This is a genomic window from Pseudomonas sp. S3_E10 (assembly GCF_054667615.1).
In genome coordinates, this window is the sequence record NZ_CP162743.1 from 3,071,136 (window position 1) to 3,085,362 (window position 14,227).

14 protein-coding genes are annotated in these 14,227 nt (G+C 61.9%); 8 read left to right on the forward strand and 6 right to left on the reverse strand.

Annotated elements, in window-relative coordinates:
- Positions 1–19 precede the first annotated feature (19 nt).
- From pepP to gcvH, 8 genes are all read left to right on the forward strand, one after another.
- Complete coding sequence (gene pepP / locus AB4N98_RS13925) at positions 20–1,342, forward strand: Xaa-Pro aminopeptidase (protein WP_017530877.1); 1,323 nt, start codon at positions 20–22, stop codon at positions 1,340–1,342.
- On the forward strand, positions 1,339–2,526 hold the full coding sequence (gene ubiH / locus AB4N98_RS13930; RefSeq protein WP_017530878.1) for a 2-octaprenyl-6-methoxyphenyl hydroxylase: 1,188 nt from the start codon (positions 1,339–1,341) through the stop codon (positions 2,524–2,526). The genes pepP and ubiH overlap by 4 nt, the downstream gene beginning before the upstream one ends.
- Positions 2,519–3,004 carry a DUF4442 domain-containing protein gene (locus AB4N98_RS13935; RefSeq protein WP_065879284.1) on the forward strand — a complete coding sequence of 162 codons (486 nt, stop codon included), beginning with the start codon at positions 2,519–2,521 and terminating at the stop codon, positions 3,002–3,004. Before ubiH ends, AB4N98_RS13935 begins: the two co-directional genes overlap by 8 nt.
- A 9-nt stretch (positions 3,005–3,013) precedes the next feature.
- Positions 3,014–4,231 carry a 2-octaprenyl-3-methyl-6-methoxy-1,4-benzoquinol hydroxylase gene (locus AB4N98_RS13940; protein WP_175404223.1) on the forward strand — a complete coding sequence of 406 codons (1,218 nt, stop codon included), beginning with the start codon at positions 3,014–3,016 and terminating at the stop codon, positions 4,229–4,231.
- A gap of 95 nt (positions 4,232–4,326) precedes the next feature.
- Positions 4,327–5,334 (forward strand): extracellular solute-binding protein, encoded by a 1,008-nt coding sequence (locus AB4N98_RS13945; protein ID WP_017530881.1) that lies wholly within the window; start codon positions 4,327–4,329, stop codon positions 5,332–5,334.
- Between the two features lie 163 nt (positions 5,335–5,497).
- A complete protein-coding gene (locus tag AB4N98_RS13950; protein WP_017530882.1) occupies positions 5,498–7,114 on the forward strand; it encodes an ABC transporter permease in 1,617 nt (538 codons plus the stop codon).
- Positions 7,115–7,270: 156 nt separating this feature from the next.
- Complete coding sequence (gcvT, locus tag AB4N98_RS13955) at positions 7,271–8,353, forward strand: glycine cleavage system aminomethyltransferase GcvT (RefSeq protein ID WP_217855540.1); 1,083 nt, start codon at positions 7,271–7,273, stop codon at positions 8,351–8,353.
- A 52-nt stretch (positions 8,354–8,405) separates the two neighbouring features.
- Positions 8,406–8,789, forward strand: coding sequence for a glycine cleavage system protein GcvH (gene gcvH, locus AB4N98_RS13960; protein ID WP_065879287.1), 384 nt, complete (start codon positions 8,406–8,408; stop codon positions 8,787–8,789).
- A 126-nt stretch (positions 8,790–8,915) separates the two neighbouring features.
- On the opposite strand, the gene AB4N98_RS13965 is transcribed toward gcvH, so the two are convergent.
- The 6 genes from AB4N98_RS13965 to AB4N98_RS13990 form a co-directional block, all read right to left on the reverse strand.
- On the reverse strand, positions 8,916–10,058 hold the full coding sequence (locus AB4N98_RS13965) for a DegT/DnrJ/EryC1/StrS family aminotransferase (RefSeq protein WP_065879288.1): 1,143 nt from the start codon (positions 10,056–10,058) through the stop codon (positions 8,916–8,918).
- Positions 10,059–10,221: 163 nt separating this feature from the next.
- On the reverse strand, positions 10,222–10,536 hold the full coding sequence (locus tag AB4N98_RS13970) for a DUF2388 domain-containing protein (RefSeq protein WP_003176799.1): 315 nt from the start codon (positions 10,534–10,536) through the stop codon (positions 10,222–10,224).
- A gap of 69 nt (positions 10,537–10,605) precedes the next feature.
- Positions 10,606–11,052, reverse strand: coding sequence for an NfeD family protein (locus AB4N98_RS13975; RefSeq protein WP_017530886.1), 447 nt, complete (start codon positions 11,050–11,052; stop codon positions 10,606–10,608).
- A gap of 10 nt (positions 11,053–11,062) precedes the next feature.
- Positions 11,063–11,983 carry an SPFH domain-containing protein gene (locus AB4N98_RS13980; protein WP_003176797.1) on the reverse strand — a complete coding sequence of 307 codons (921 nt, stop codon included), beginning with the start codon at positions 11,981–11,983 and terminating at the stop codon, positions 11,063–11,065.
- Positions 11,984–11,992: 9 nt separating this feature from the next.
- On the reverse strand, positions 11,993–13,741 hold the full coding sequence (locus tag AB4N98_RS13985; RefSeq protein ID WP_460148685.1) for a GspE/PulE family protein: 1,749 nt from the start codon (positions 13,739–13,741) through the stop codon (positions 11,993–11,995).
- A gap of 83 nt (positions 13,742–13,824) precedes the next feature.
- Positions 13,825–14,163 (reverse strand): hypothetical protein, encoded by a 339-nt coding sequence (locus AB4N98_RS13990; RefSeq protein ID WP_065879290.1) that lies wholly within the window; start codon positions 14,161–14,163, stop codon positions 13,825–13,827.
- Between the last annotated feature and the right edge of the window lie 64 nt (positions 14,164–14,227).

A 14,227-nucleotide genomic window follows, 5' to 3' on the forward strand; every position in this document is an offset into this window, starting at 1 on the left:
AAAGGAAGCCCATCTGCCCATGATCCATATCCCCAAAGCGGAATACACCCGGCGCCGCAAGGCGCTCATGGCGCAGATGGAACCCAACAGCATCGCGATCCTGCCGGCCGCCGCCGTGGCGATCCGCAACCGCGATGTCGAGCATGTGTACCGCCAGGACAGCGACTTCCAGTACCTGAGCGGCTTCCCCGAACCGGAAGCGGTGATCGTGCTGATGCCCGGGCGCCAGCATGGCGAGTACGTGCTTTTCTGCCGTGAACGCAACGCCGAACGCGAACTGTGGGATGGCCTGCGCGCCGGTACCGAAGGCGCTATCCGCGATTTTGGCGCTGACGATGCCTTCCCCATCACCGATATCGACGACATCCTGCCCGGCCTGATCGAAGGCCGCGACCGGGTGTACTCGGCCATGGGCAGCAACGCCGAATTCGATCGCCACCTCATGGAGTGGATCAACGTGATCCGCTCCAAGGCCCACCTGGGGGCGCAACCGCCGAACGAATTCGTTGCCCTGGATCATCTGCTGCACGACATGCGCCTGTATAAATCGGCGGCGGAAGTGAAAGTGATGCGCGAGGCCGCGCGGATTTCCTGTGCGGCCCACGTCAAGGCGATGCAGGCCAGCCGCGCCGGTTTGCATGAGTTCAGCCTGGAAGCCGAGCTGGATTACGAATTCCGCAAGGGCGGCGCGAAAATGCCCGCCTATGGCTCCATCGTCGCCGCCGGGCGCAACAGCTGCATCCTGCACTACCAACAGAATGACGCACCGCTCAAGGACGGCGACCTGGTGCTGATCGACGCCGGTTGCGAGATCGACTGCTACGCCAGCGACATCACCCGCACCTGGCCGGTCAATGGCAAGTTTTCACCTGAACAGAAAGCGATCTACGAGATTGTGCTGGCCTCGCAAGAGGCCGCCTTCATGCAGATCGCACCGAACAAACACTGGAACCAGGCCCATGAGGCGACGGTGCAGGTCATCACCGCCGGGTTGGTGAAGCTGGGGTTGCTGCAGGGGGACGTCGACCAACTGATCGCCGACGAAGCCTACAAACCCTTCTACATGCACCGCGCCGGCCACTGGCTGGGCATGGATGTACACGATGTGGGCGAATACAAAGTGGGCGGCGAATGGCGCGTGTTGGAAGCCGGTATGGCACTCACCGTGGAGCCGGGCATCTATATTTCTGCGGACAACCAGAACGTGGCAAAGAAATGGCGGGGCATTGGCGTGCGCATCGAGGATGACGTGGTAGTGACCAAGCAAGGCTGTGAAATCCTGACCGGCGGCGTGCCCAAGACCGTCGCCGAGATCGAAGCCCTGATGGCGGCTGCACGATGAGCCGGGTCAACCTGGCGATCATCGGCGGCGGCCTGGTGGGCGCCAGCCTGGCGCTGGCGTTGCAGGCCGGGGCCAAGGCCCGGGGTTGGAAGATTGTGCTGATCGAACCGTTCGCACCGGGTGACAGCTACCAACCCAGCTACGACGCACGCTCGTCGGCGTTGTCGTTTGGCGCCCGCCAGATTTATCAGCGCCTGGGTGTGTGGCAGGCTATCTCCCCGCGCGCCGAGCCGATCAAGCAAATTCACGTATCGGACAAAGGCCGCTTCTCCACCGCGCGCTTGTCTGCCATGGAGGAGGGCGTGCCGGCGCTGGGCTATGTGGTAGAAAACGCCTGGCTCGGCCAGTGCCTGTGGCAAGGCCTGGACAAAGACGTGGTGAGTTGGCGCTGCCCGGCGGAAGTCGCGCGCATGGAGCCGCTGCCCGATGGCTATCGCCTGACCCTCAACGATGAAACCGTACTCGAATGCGACCTTGCGGTACTCGCCGATGGCGGCCGCTCCGGCTTGCGCGAGCAATTGGGCATCGGCGTGAAAACCCGGCCGTACAACCAAAGCGCGCTGATCGCCAACATCACCCCAAGCGAGTCCCACAACGGCGAAGCCTTCGAGCGCTTTACCGATGAAGGCCCGATGGCCTTGCTGCCGCTGCCGGACAACCGCTGCGCGCTGGTCTGGACCCGCATCGGCATGGACGCCCAGCGCCTGGCGGCCCTCGACGAGCGCAGTTTCCTGAATGAATTGCAGGGCGTGTTCGGTTACCGCCTGGGCACGTTGAAACAAGTCGGCGCGCGACATCTGTATCCGCTGACCTTGGTAGAAGCCGAAGAGCAAGTACGCTCGCACCTGGCGATCCTCGGCAATGCCGCCCACAGCCTGCACCCGATTGCCGGGCAGGGGTTCAACCTGTCCCTGCGCGATGCGAACGCTTTGGCCGAAGCCCTGCTGGCCGGGCCGGCGGTGCCGGGCGACCTGGCCACATTGCAGGCTTATCGCGAGCGCCAACGCCTGGACCAGAAGTTGACCGTGGGTTTCTCCGACCAAGTCACGCGCCTGTTCGGCAGCGCGCAACCGTTGGTGGCATTGGGTCGCAATATGGGCCTGCTGGGCCTGGACCTGTTGCCGCCGGCCAAGCGCTGGTTCGCCCGTCAGGCCATGGGCCTGGGTACGCGTCCCGATGCTTAAGTGGCTGATCGAACGGCTGGGCAAGGCGCGGCTGTTGCGCTGGGTCATGACCCTGTACCCGCCGTACCTGGGGGCCGGGGTCAGCGTGCAGCACATGAGCGCTGATTTTCGTCACGTCAAAGTGCGCATGGGCCTGGGCTGGTACAACCGTAATTACGTCGGCACGCAGTTCGGCGGCAGCCTGTACTCGATGGTCGACCCGTTCTACATGCTGATGCTGATGGAGAACCTGGGCCGCGACTACATCGTGTGGGACAAGGCCGCGAGCATCGACTTTATTTCGCCGGGCAAAGGCCCGGTGTACGCCGAATTCTTTATCAACGATGCGTTGTTGGATGAAGTGCGTCGGCAGACCGAAGGCGGCGCGAGGTATTTGCCGCACCTCAAGGTCCAGATTCATGACGGCGCCGGCACGCTGGTGGCGCGTGTCGACAAAACCCTTTACGTGCGGCGCAAGCCGCCAGCGAGACAGGCTTAAAGCATGGACATGCGCGCAGATGTGCTGATTGTCGGGGCCGGAATGGTCGGAAGCGCCCTGGCGCTGGCGTTGCAGGGCAGCGGCCTGCAGGTGCTGCTGCTCGACGGCAGCCCGCTGAGTGTCAAACCGTTCGACCGGGATGCGGCCTTCGAACCCCGTGTGAGCGCCTTGTCGGCGGCCAGCCAGCGCATCCTCGAACGCCTTGGCGTATGGGAAGGCATCGTCTCGCGTCGCGCCAGCCCTTATGGCGAGATGCAAGTGTGGGACGGCAGCGGCACCGGGCAGATCCACTTCTCGGCGGCCAGCGTACACGCCGAAGTACTCGGGCATATCGTCGAAAACCGCGTGGTACAGGACGCCTTGCTTGACCGCCTGCACGACTGCGACCTGGGTTTGCTGGCCAATGCGCGGCTGGAGCAAATGCGTCGCTCCGGCGATGACTGGCTGCTGACCCTGGCCGATGGCCGTACCTTGCGCGCGCCGCTGGTGGTCGCCGCCGACGGCGCCAACTCCGCTGTGCGCCGCCTCACCGGTACGGCGACCCGTGAATGGGACTACCTGCATAACGCCATCGTCACCAGCGTGCGCAGCAGCCAGCCGCACCAGCGCACCGCCTGGCAACGCTTTACCGATACCGGCCCGCTGGCGTTTTTGCCGCTGGAACGGGACGGGCAAGAGGATTGGTGTTCGATCGTCTGGTCGACCACGCCGGCTGAATCCGAACGCCTGATGGCGTTGGATGACCCAAGCTTCTGTCGTGAACTGGAGCGCGCATTTGAAGGGCGCCTGGGTACGGTCGTCAATGCCGACCCACGGGTTTGCGTGCCGTTGCGTCAACGTCACGCCAAACGCTACGTGGCCGAGGGGCTGGCATTGATCGGCGATGCGGCTCATGTGATCCACCCGTTGGCTGGGCAGGGCGTGAACCTGGGTTTCCTTGATGCGGCGGTGCTGGCCGAAGTGTTGTTGTCGGCGACCGAACGCGCTGAGCGTCTGGCGGATGTGAAAGTGCTGAGCCGTTACGAACGCAGGCGTATGCCCCACAACCTGGCGCTGATGGCGGCGATGGAAGGTTTCGAGCGGTTGTTCCAGGCCGATCAGCTGCCGTTGCGCTGGCTGCGCAATGCCGGCTTGAAGATGGTCGACCAGATGCCCGAAGCCAAGGCGGTGTTTGTGCGCCAAGCCTTGGGCTTGACCGGCGATCTGCCGGAACTCGCCAAGCCCTGAGGGGTTTGTGCAACATCTGGTAACGCCTCCGTTGAGCGTTACCAAATGTGAGTCCTTATCATTTGCTCTCTTTTTGCAAATGAGAGACCGCACCCATGTTGGCACCCAAGCGCCTCCTGACTGTCCTGGCACTCACCCTCATCGGCAGCACCAGCGCCGTGCAGGCAGCCGACGAGGTGGTGGTCTACTCCTCGCGCATCGACGAGTTGATCAAGCCGGTGTTCGACGCCTACACCCAGAAGACCGGTGTGCAGGTGAAGTTCATCACCGACAAGGAAGCCCCGTTGATGCAACGCATCAAGGCCGAGGGCGAAAACGCTACCGCCGACCTGCTGCTGACCGTGGATGCCGGCAACCTCTGGCAAGCCGAGCAGATGGGCATCCTGCAACCGTTCACCTCCCCGGTGATCGACAAAAACATCCCCTTGCAATACCGCTCATCCGCTCACGCCTGGACGGGTTTGAGCCTGCGCGCGCGGACCATCGCCTATTCCACCGCCCGGGTAAAGCCGGGAGACCTGACGACCTACGAAGCCCTGGCCGACAAGCAATGGGAAGGTCGCCTGTGCCTGCGCACTGCCAAGAAGGTCTACAACCAATCGCTGACCGCCACCCTGATCGAAACCCACGGCGCGGCCAAGACCGAAGCAATCGTCAAGGGTTGGGTGAATAACCTGTCCACTGACGTGTTCTCCGATGACATCGCCGTGCTGGAAGCCATCAACGCCGGGCAATGCGACGTGGGCATCGTCAATACCTACTACTACGGTCGTTTGCACAAGCAGAAGCCGGACCTGGCGGTGAAGCTGTTCTGGCCGAACCAGGGCGACCGTGGCGTGCATGTGAACCTGTCGGGCATCGGCCTGACCAAGCACGCGCCACACCCGCAAGCGGCCAAGGCGCTGGTGGAATGGATGACCACGCCTGAAGCACAACAGATTTTTGCCGACGTGAACCAGGAGTTCCCGGCCAACCCGGCAGTGCCGCCTTCGGCCGAAGTGGCCACGTGGGGCAAGTTCGTCGCGGACACCTTGCCGGTGGAAGTGGCGGGTAAGCGCCAGGCCGAGGCGATTCGGTTGATGGATCGGGCGGGCTGGAACTGAATACAATCTGCAGGACGCCGCAGTTCTGAATGTGGGAGGGGGCCTGCTCCCGATGGTGGTGGATCAGTCACTGATGAGTAGACTGACACTCCGCCATCGGGAGCAAGCCCCCTCCCACATTGGAGTGTGGTGTTTTTCGAGTTTATTTACTGAGAGCTGACCCTTGGCCCACCCCGCCCAACGCCGCTGGTACCTGCCGGTGTTCACCGTCGCCGCCCTGGTGCTGCTGCCGCTGAGCGTGCTGTTGCTGTCCTGGCAAAGCATCGACCTACAGATCTGGTCCCACCTCTGGGAAACCCAGATGCCACGCCTGTTGGGCAATACCCTGACGTTGGTGGTGGGCGTCGGCATAGGCGTAACGCTGCTGGGTGTCAGCCTGGCCTGGCTGACCAGCCTTTGCGAATTCCCCGGGCGGCGGTGGCTTGACTGGGCGTTGATGCTGCCGTTCGCCATCCCGGCGTATGTGCTGGCCTTCGTATTCGTAGGCCTGCTGGACTTTTCCGGCCCGGTGCAAACCCTGCTACGCGAGTGGTTCGGCACGGGCTTGCGCCTGCCACGCGTGCGGTCCACCAGTGGCGTGATCATTGTGCTGGTGTTGGTTTTTTACCCTTACGTTTACCTGCTGGCGCGTAGTGCATTCCTGGCCCAGGGCAAAGGCTTGATGGAAGCCGCGCGCGTGCTGGGGCAATCGCCGTGGCAAGCGTTCTGGCGTGTGGCCCTGCCCATGGCGCGGCCGGCGATTGGCGCCGGGGTCGCCCTGGCGTTGATGGAAACCCTGGCAGATTTCGGCGCAGTCTCGGTGTTCAACTTCGACACCTTCACCACCGCCATCTACAAGACCTGGTACGGCTTTTTCAGCCTGTCCAGCGCGGCGCAACTGGCTAGCCTGTTGCTACTGGTGGTGATGCTGGTGCTGTACGGCGAACGCCGTGCCCGTGGGGCCAGTCGGCCCGGCAATGAGCGGCCACGGGGCAAGGCGTTGTACCACCTGACGGGGTTCAAGGCGGCAGCGGCCAGCATGTGGTGTGGCCTGGTGTTCGCGTGTGCCTTTGTGATTCCCGTGCTGCAACTGATCGCCTGGTTCTGGCAGCGCGGCCGCTTCGATCTGGATGAGCGTTATTCGGGCCTGATCATCCATACCCTTTACCTGGGCGGCATCGCGGCGCTGATCACGGTGAGCGTGGCGCTGATGCTGGCGTTTGCCAATCGACTGGCGCCGACCCGGGCGATCCGTTCCGGTACCGGCCTGGCCAACGTCGGCTACGCCTTGCCGGGCTCGGTGCTGGCGGTGTCGATCATGCTGGCGTTCAGCTATTTGGACCGCGAAGTGGTGGTGCCGCTGTCGGGTTGGCTGGGCGGCGCGGGCAAGCCGTTGCTGCTGGGCAGCCTGTCGGCGCTGGTGCTGGCGTATCTGGTGCGTTTCCTGGCGGTGGCCTACGGGCCGCTGGAAAACAGCCTGGCACGTATCCGTCCATCGTTGCCCGAGGCGGCACGCAGTCTGGGCGTGAGTGGCCCGCGACTGTTTTGCAAAGTGTATCTGCCGCTCTTGCTCCCCGGCACCTTGAGCGCCGCGCTGCTGGTGTTTGTCGATGTGCTCAAGGAAATGCCCGCCACCCTGCTGATGCGCCCGTTTGGCTGGGACACCCTGGCGGTGCGCATCTTTGAAATGACCAGCGAAGGCGAGTGGGCGCGGGCTTCTTTGCCGGCGCTGACATTGGTGTTGGTCGGCCTGTTACCGGTCATCGGGCTCATTCGACGCTCCGCCCGCTCCATCAGTTAGGTGTCAGTCCTACGGCTTGCGGCTACAATGCGCGGCATTCGGTGCGCTCCGTCTTTCGGATCGCGTTGTTGTTTGTGGCTGCAGCCCCTGTAATTCAAGGGGTTCAGCCGGTACAGCGACGCTGCGCACCCTCGCCACGCCCGGAAGGAGAAACCCATGGGACAGCGTACGCCTCTGTATGACCTGCATCTCGCCCTTGGCGCGAAAATGGTCGATTTTGGCGGTTGGGATATGCCTCTGCACTACGGCTCGCAAGTTGAAGAACACCACCAGGTTCGACGCGACTGCGGGGTGTTCGACGTATCTCATATGACCGTGATCGATGTCACAGGCCCCCAGGCCAAGGAATGGCTCCAGCACCTGCTGGCCAATGACGTTGACCGTTTGCATGGCTGCGGCCGTGCGTTATACAGCGCCATGCTCAACGAGAGGGGCGGCGTGGTGGACGACATGATCGTGTATCGCACCGAGGCCGCTTACCGACTGGTGGTCAACGCCGCCACCCGCGACCAGGACATGGCCTGGATGCAGGCCCGACTGGGTAGCTACAACGTGCAGATGCATGAGCGGCCCGAGCTGGCCATGCTGGCCATTCAAGGCCCCCATGCCCGGCAGAAGATTGCCGAGCTGGTCACCCAGTCACGCAGCAGCCTGATTCACCAGCTCAAGCCCTTTGAAGGCCAGGCCGATGGCGATTGGTTTATCGCTCGCACGGGGTATACCGGCGAAGACGGCTTGGAGATTGTCCTGCCTGCCGATCAGGCCCCCGGTTTTTTCAACGATCTGGTGGGCGCCGGTATTTCACCTATCGGCCTGGGCGCACGGGACACGCTGCGCCTGGAGGCTGGCATGAACCTGTACGGCCAGGACATCCACCAGGATGTTTCGCCCCTGGCGGCCAACATGGCCTGGAGCATCGCCTGGGAACCTGCTGGGCGTAATTTCATCGGCCGCGCTGCGTTGGAAGCAGAGCTGGCGGTGGGCGTGCAGTTCAAATTGGTCGGGCTGGTGCTGGAAGAACGCGGGGTTTTACGCGCTCACCAGGTGGTTCGTATCGCCAATGTTGGCGAAGGGGAGATCACCAGTGGTAGTTTCTCTCCTACGCTGAGCAAATCCATTGCCCTGGCGCGTGTACCGACGGCGACTGCCGATCGGGCCGAAGTGGAAATCCGCGGCAAGTGGTACCCGGTTCGGGTGGTCAAACCGACCTTTGTGCGCCATGGCAAAACCTTGATCTAACTATTTCCGGCAGGCCGAAGGCCGCTGACATTACTTCTTGAGGACACAGACTATGAGCGATATCCCTGCGGACCTGCGTTTTGCCGAAAGTCATGAATGGGCCCGTCTGGAAGCTGACGGCACCGTGACCGTCGGGATCTCCGACCATGCCCAGGAAGCGTTGGGGGATGTGGTGTTTGTTGAGCTGGCCGAAGTCGGCGCCACGTTCGAGGCTCAAGGCCAGGCAGGCGTGGTTGAGTCGGTGAAGGCCGCTTCGGATATCTACTCGCCAATTGCTGGCGAAGTGATTGCGGTTAACGACGCGTTGAGTGGTGAGCCTGAACTGTTGAACACCGACCCTTACGGCACCTGGATCTTCAAACTCAAGCCAAGCAACCCGGCTGACCTGGAAAAACTGCTGGATGCTGCCGGCTACAAAGCGGCCATCGGCGAATAAACGCAAGACCCGTGTGGAAGGGGGCTTGCTCCCGATGACGGAGTGTCAGTTCACTGATCAGTAACTGATCCACCGCCATCGGGAGCAAGCCCCCTCCTACATTCAGCCGAGGTCAGCCGTGAGTGCTTAGTTTGCTCTCAGGACTGCTTTTACCGCCGCCACCGACCGTTCCACATCTGCCTCCGTCATTGCGGTAAACATCGGCAACGACACAATCAAACGCCCCACTTTCTCCGCCGCCGGGAACATCCCTTCCTTGAACCCCTGTGCCCGATACAGGCTCAGCAGGTGGATCGGCGGGTAGTGATAGCCAATGCCGACGCCGTGGGCCTGCATCTGCTCCATAAACGTAGCGCGAGCGGGCAGGCCATCCTGACGCTCCGGCAGCACCAGCTGGAACAGATGCCAGTTGCTGTTTTCGAAATCCGCCGGCGGCAGTTGCGCGCCGTATTTCTCTTCAAAGTCGCTGCCGAAACACTTGAAGTAATGCCGCGCCAGGTTCTGTCGGTGCGCGGTGATCTTCTCGATATGCGCGAATTGCCCCAACCCAATGGCGGCGGCGATATCGGTCATATTGAACTTGCCACCCAGCACATCCACATCCAGGCCATCGAAGCCGCTGCGGGTCACGCCTTGCAGACGGTACTTTTCTGCCAGGCGCGCCTCCTCGGCATTATTCAATACCAGGCACCCGCCCTCGGAGGAGGTGATGTTCTTGTTGGCCTGGAAGCTGAATGACACGAAATCCCCGGTGGCGCCGATGCGCTCGCCATCCCAGCTGGAGCCCAGGGCTTGGGCTGCGTCTTCGACGATACGCAGGTTGTACTTGTTGGCCAGTGCGTAAAGCATCGGCATATCCAGGGGCAGGCCGGCCAGGTACACCGGGATAATCGCCTTGGTGCGCGGGGTGATCGCGGCTTCCACCTGGGCCAGGTCAATATTGCGGGTCACCGGGTCGATATCGGCAAACACCGGTGTGGCGCCCACCTCCAGAATCACATTGGCCGTGGCCACCCAAGAGATCGGCGTGGTAATGACTTCATCCCCAGGCCCGATACCGGCGATACGCAGGGCAATCTCCATGGTGCAGGTGCCCGAGTTGAACGTACGCACCGGTCGACCGCCAAAATACTCCGACAACTGCGCCTCGAACGCCTGCACTTTTGGCCCGCTGGTAATCCAGCCGGAGCGCAATACATCGCCAACCGCCGAGATGGTGGCTTCATCGATGGTAGGTTTGGAGAATGGCAGAAAGGGCTGTTGGCTCATAACGACGAAGGCGTCCGTTCAGATTGGCGATGAGTGAGGGGCTTATCAGTGCAGGCATGGTTGCACGGCATGACTGAATATAGCCTGTCGCCTGTGAATGAATCGTCACTTCGCGGGCAAAAAAATGCCGCTTCACAGCGGCATTTTTTTCAGCGTATGGCTATCACTCGGTGACAGCGTTCTTCGCGAGGATGGCGTTGGCCAACTCCATATCCGTGGCTTGCAGGCCAGGGTTGTCGGCGCGCACTTTTTGCATGGCGGCTTCCAGGTACGGGCCGCGGATGCCGCCGTCGCTGGCAACAAAGCTGCCTGCGTCGTCTTGTGCGGCAACCACCAGCTTGTGGTCCTTGAAGGTCAAGTACGTCGAGCCAGTGGTGGCGCCCGACGAGATGACATTCCGCCAGAAACTGTCGGCCATGGCTGAACCGACAGGAAGGGAAAGCACAGCGAGGGTTGCGACAGCATATTTGAGACGCATGATGGGTGACTCCGGTGGGGTTATCTGTGGGTTTTGATTGTAGATAGCCCGGTCGAGTTCCATCACTGACTAAACAGTTTCAACCTTTAAGATCACTCCGTCCTGGCCAACTACGCGCACTTGAGTACCTACCGGGGTGTCGGGGCCGGTCACCATCCACACGCCATCACCGACTTTCACCTTGCCGCGCCCGTCCACAATTGCCTGGTGCACCATGAAGGTGCGACCCACCAGTTCCGAGCCGCGTTCATTCAGCCCAGGCTGGTCACTGGCCTTGGCGCTGCTGCGTTGGCGTTTCCACCAATACACGGCCGTCAATATCGACAATACGGCGAACAACAGCAGTTGCCATTCCAGGCCGAGGGGCGGCACCAGGAACTTGATCACCCCCACGGCCGCCGCCGCGATACCCATCCACAACAGGTAACCACCGGCGCCGAATACCTCAAGAATCAACAGCACCGTGCCCAGTGCCAACCAATCCCAAAATGACAGGTGCTGCAGGAAATCCCACATGGTGCTGGCCTCAGCCTTTCTTGTTATCGAACGTTGCCTTGACGATCTCGCCGATACCGCCGACCGCACCGATCACTTGGCTGGCTTCCAGCGGCATCAGGATGACCTTGCTGTTATTGGCCGAAGCCAGCTTGCCCAGGGCGTCGATGTATTTTTGCGCAACGAAGTAGTTGACCGCCTGCACGTTGCCCGATGCGATGGCTTCAGATACCACCTGGGTTGCGCGTGCTTCCGCCTCGGCCTGACGCTCGCGGGCTTCGGATTCAAGAAACGCCGCCTGGCGGCTACCCTCAGCCTCAAGGATCTGCGCCTGTTTCTTGCCTTCGGCGGTAAGGATCGCAGATGCTCGCAGGCCCTCGGCCTCGAGGATTTGCGCCCGCTTGATGCGCTCCGCTTTCATCTGGCCGGACATGGCAGCCATCAGGTCGGCAGGCGGGCTGATGTCCTTGATCTCGATACGGGTGATCTTGATACCCCACGGCGCGGTGGCTTCATCCACGGTTCTCAGCAGTTTTTCGTTGATACCGTCACGCTGGCTGAGCATGGCATCCAGCTCCATGGAGCCGAGTACCGTGCGGATATTGGTCTGCAACAGGTTGCGGATGGCGTGTTCGAGGTTGTTGACCTCGTAGGCGGCCTGGGCCGTATTGACCACCTGAAAGAAGCACACGGCGTCGATCTGCACGGTAGCGTTGTCGGCGGTGATCACTTCCTGGGGCGGGATGTCCAGCACGCTTTCCATCACGTTGATCTTGCGACCGATACGGTCCATGACCGGGATGATGATGTTCAGGCCAGGTTTCAGCGTGTTGGTATAGCGGCCAAAACGCTCGACCGTCCATTGATAGCCCTGGGGCACTACCTTGAAGCCCATGAACAGGATGGCGATGGCCAAGCCCACGAAAAGAAGCAGTACGGTTCCGATCTGCATAGCGATTCCCTATCTGATGGTGTCAGTGAAACGACGTTCGGCCGATTGTAACGGTGTTGTCACTGAGAAGAACGGTTTCAAAGCGCTGCAATCAAAGGATTTGTTACCGACCCCCCCCGGCGTCACCCGCAAGACCTCCGCCAGGGTGGTCAGCCCCGCGTTTACTTTGCCCATGCCGGCCATGCGCAGGTCACACATGCCGTGGGCGATGGCAGCCTGACGCAAGGCCTGCACGTCGGTACCCGCTGTGATCAGCGGCTTGAGTGTGTCGTCCAGCACCATGATTTCGTAGACCCCGGCTCGGCCCCGATACCCGCTGTTTCGGCACTCGGTGCACCCCACGGCCTCGTACACCTCGCCCGCCGCCTGTTTACAGTGAGGGCACAACACACGCACCAGTCGCTGCGCCATGACCCCCAGCAAGGTGGCCTTGATCAAATAATGAGCAATGCCCAGTTCCTGCAAGCGGCTGATGGCGCTGGGTGCATCGTTGGTGTGCAGCGTCGACAGCACCAGATGCCCGGTCAGGGCGGCCTGGATCGCCATCTCCGCGGTTTCCTGGTCGCGTATCTCGCCGATCATGATGATGTCCGGATCCTGGCGCAGCAGGGCGCGGATGCCACTGGCAAAGGTCAGGTCTATGTTGTGCTGCACCTGCATTTGGTTGAACGCCGGTTCGACCATTTCGATGGGGTCTTCCACCGTGCACAGGTTGATCTCGCGGGTCGCCAGTTGCTTGAGCGTGGTGTAGAGGGTGCTGGTCTTGCCCGAGCCGGTAGGGCCGGTGACCAGGATGATGCCGTTGGCCTGGCGGGTCATGGCGTGCCAGCGCTGCTGGTCTTCACTGGACAGGCCCAACTGGTCGAAGTCTTTGAGCAGTACCTGCGGGTCGAAGATCCGCATTACCAGTTTTTCGCCAAAGGCGGTGGGCAGGGTCGACAGGCGCAACTCCACTTCCGCTCCCGCCGGGCTTTTGGTCTTGACCCGGCCATCCTGGGGTTTGCGTTTTTCCGCCACGTTCATGCGGCCCAGGCTTTTCAGGCGGCTGACTACCGCCATCGTCACCTGCGGCGGGAATTGATAGACGTCGTGCAGCAACCCGTCAATGCGAAAGCGCACCCGGCCCTGCTCGCGGCACGGTTCGATATGGATATCGCTGGCGCGCTGGGCGAAGGCGTACTGCAACAGCCAGTCGACGATGTTGACGATATGCGCGTCGTTGGCGTCCGGCTCCTGGTCGCTGGCGCCGAGGTTGAGCAGGTCGAAGTTGCCGGGCACCGGCACTTTTTGATCCGCGCCGCTGACGGACTTCGCCAAGCGATAAAACTCGCCGATACAGCGCTGGATCGCCTGGGGGTTGGCCACTACGCGTTTGATCGAGCGCTTGAGCACCTGCGCCAGCCCGGCTTCCCAGCCGGTCACGTGGGGCTGGGCGCTGGCCACGGTGAGGGTGTGTGTGTCCACCGCTATGGCAAGGATCCCGTGACGCTGGGCAAACCCGTGGGACATCAGCGGGACTACCGCGGCCACGTCGATGTTCAGCGGGTCAATGCGCAGATAAGGTTGCCCTGCATGCCGGGCCAGCCACTGCGTGAGGGTTTCCAGGCACGGGCCATGGGCGGCGATGCACTCCAGCGGATGCAGGGTGCTGTCGGCCGGCAGCGCCGATACGCGCCTAGCGATGTCGGGTGTAATCAGCCCTGCCTCGACCAGGGCCGGCAGTAACGTATGCAGTTCCAATCGCTGATCAACAGCCATGAAGGTCTTCCTGGGTAGCCTCGGATGTAAACCCAGGCTAGCCAGCCCCCGACAATCCTCCTCCGGCCATGTATTACAGACTTTTACTGCGCGGCCGCCAACAGCGCTTGAGCCCCCACGGCATCAGCCGGCCACAGGTGTAGCGTGCACACGCTGATCAGGTTTCGAATCTTTTCACCGATCACCTGAGCCCTATGCCAGCTCAGGCCGTCCATCACGATATCGACATTCAGCAGGCCGTCTGCACGGGTCACGGTGACCTGGCTGGGCGTCAAAAACTGCAAGGCAAAAAAGTTGAGTATCCGACACAGCACGTCAGGCTCGGCCTCGGCGACGATCTGGTAGTGCGCCTGGCAGTGGGCGGTGTGGGTGGCCCACGCATCAACGCGGGTGACAGGCTGGGTGGTTTCGACGGCGTGCATGCGGGCTCTCCAGATTCGACTGGAGAAATTTTTACATTCGCTGCGGGAGATTTCTTATCTAAAG

Coding starts and splice junctions, on each gene's coding strand:
- pepP (WP_017530877.1), top strand. CDS start 20: ATGATCCATATCCCCAAAGCGGAATACACCCGGCGCCGCAAGGCGCTC.
- ubiH (WP_017530878.1), top strand. CDS start 1,339: ATGAGCCGGGTCAACCTGGCGATCATCGGCGGCGGCCTGGTGGGCGCC.
- AB4N98_RS13935 (WP_065879284.1), top strand. CDS start 2,519: ATGCTTAAGTGGCTGATCGAACGGCTGGGCAAGGCGCGGCTGTTGCGC.
- AB4N98_RS13940 (WP_175404223.1), top strand. CDS start 3,014: ATGCGCGCAGATGTGCTGATTGTCGGGGCCGGAATGGTCGGAAGCGCC.
- AB4N98_RS13945 (WP_017530881.1), top strand. CDS start 4,327: ATGTTGGCACCCAAGCGCCTCCTGACTGTCCTGGCACTCACCCTCATC.
- gcvT (WP_217855540.1), top strand. CDS start 7,271: ATGGGACAGCGTACGCCTCTGTATGACCTGCATCTCGCCCTTGGCGCG.
- gcvH (WP_065879287.1), top strand. CDS start 8,406: ATGAGCGATATCCCTGCGGACCTGCGTTTTGCCGAAAGTCATGAATGG.
- AB4N98_RS13965 (WP_065879288.1), bottom strand. CDS start 10,058: ATGAGCCAACAGCCCTTTCTGCCATTCTCCAAACCTACCATCGATGAA.
- AB4N98_RS13970 (WP_003176799.1), bottom strand. CDS start 10,536: ATGCGTCTCAAATATGCTGTCGCAACCCTCGCTGTGCTTTCCCTTCCT.
- AB4N98_RS13975 (WP_017530886.1), bottom strand. CDS start 11,052: ATGTGGGATTTCCTGCAGCACCTGTCATTTTGGGATTGGTTGGCACTG.
- AB4N98_RS13980 (WP_003176797.1), bottom strand. CDS start 11,983: ATGCAGATCGGAACCGTACTGCTTCTTTTCGTGGGCTTGGCCATCGCC.
- AB4N98_RS13985 (WP_460148685.1), bottom strand. CDS start 13,741: ATGGCTGTTGATCAGCGATTGGAACTGCATACGTTACTGCCGGCCCTG.
- AB4N98_RS13990 (WP_065879290.1), bottom strand. CDS start 14,163: ATGCACGCCGTCGAAACCACCCAGCCTGTCACCCGCGTTGATGCGTGG.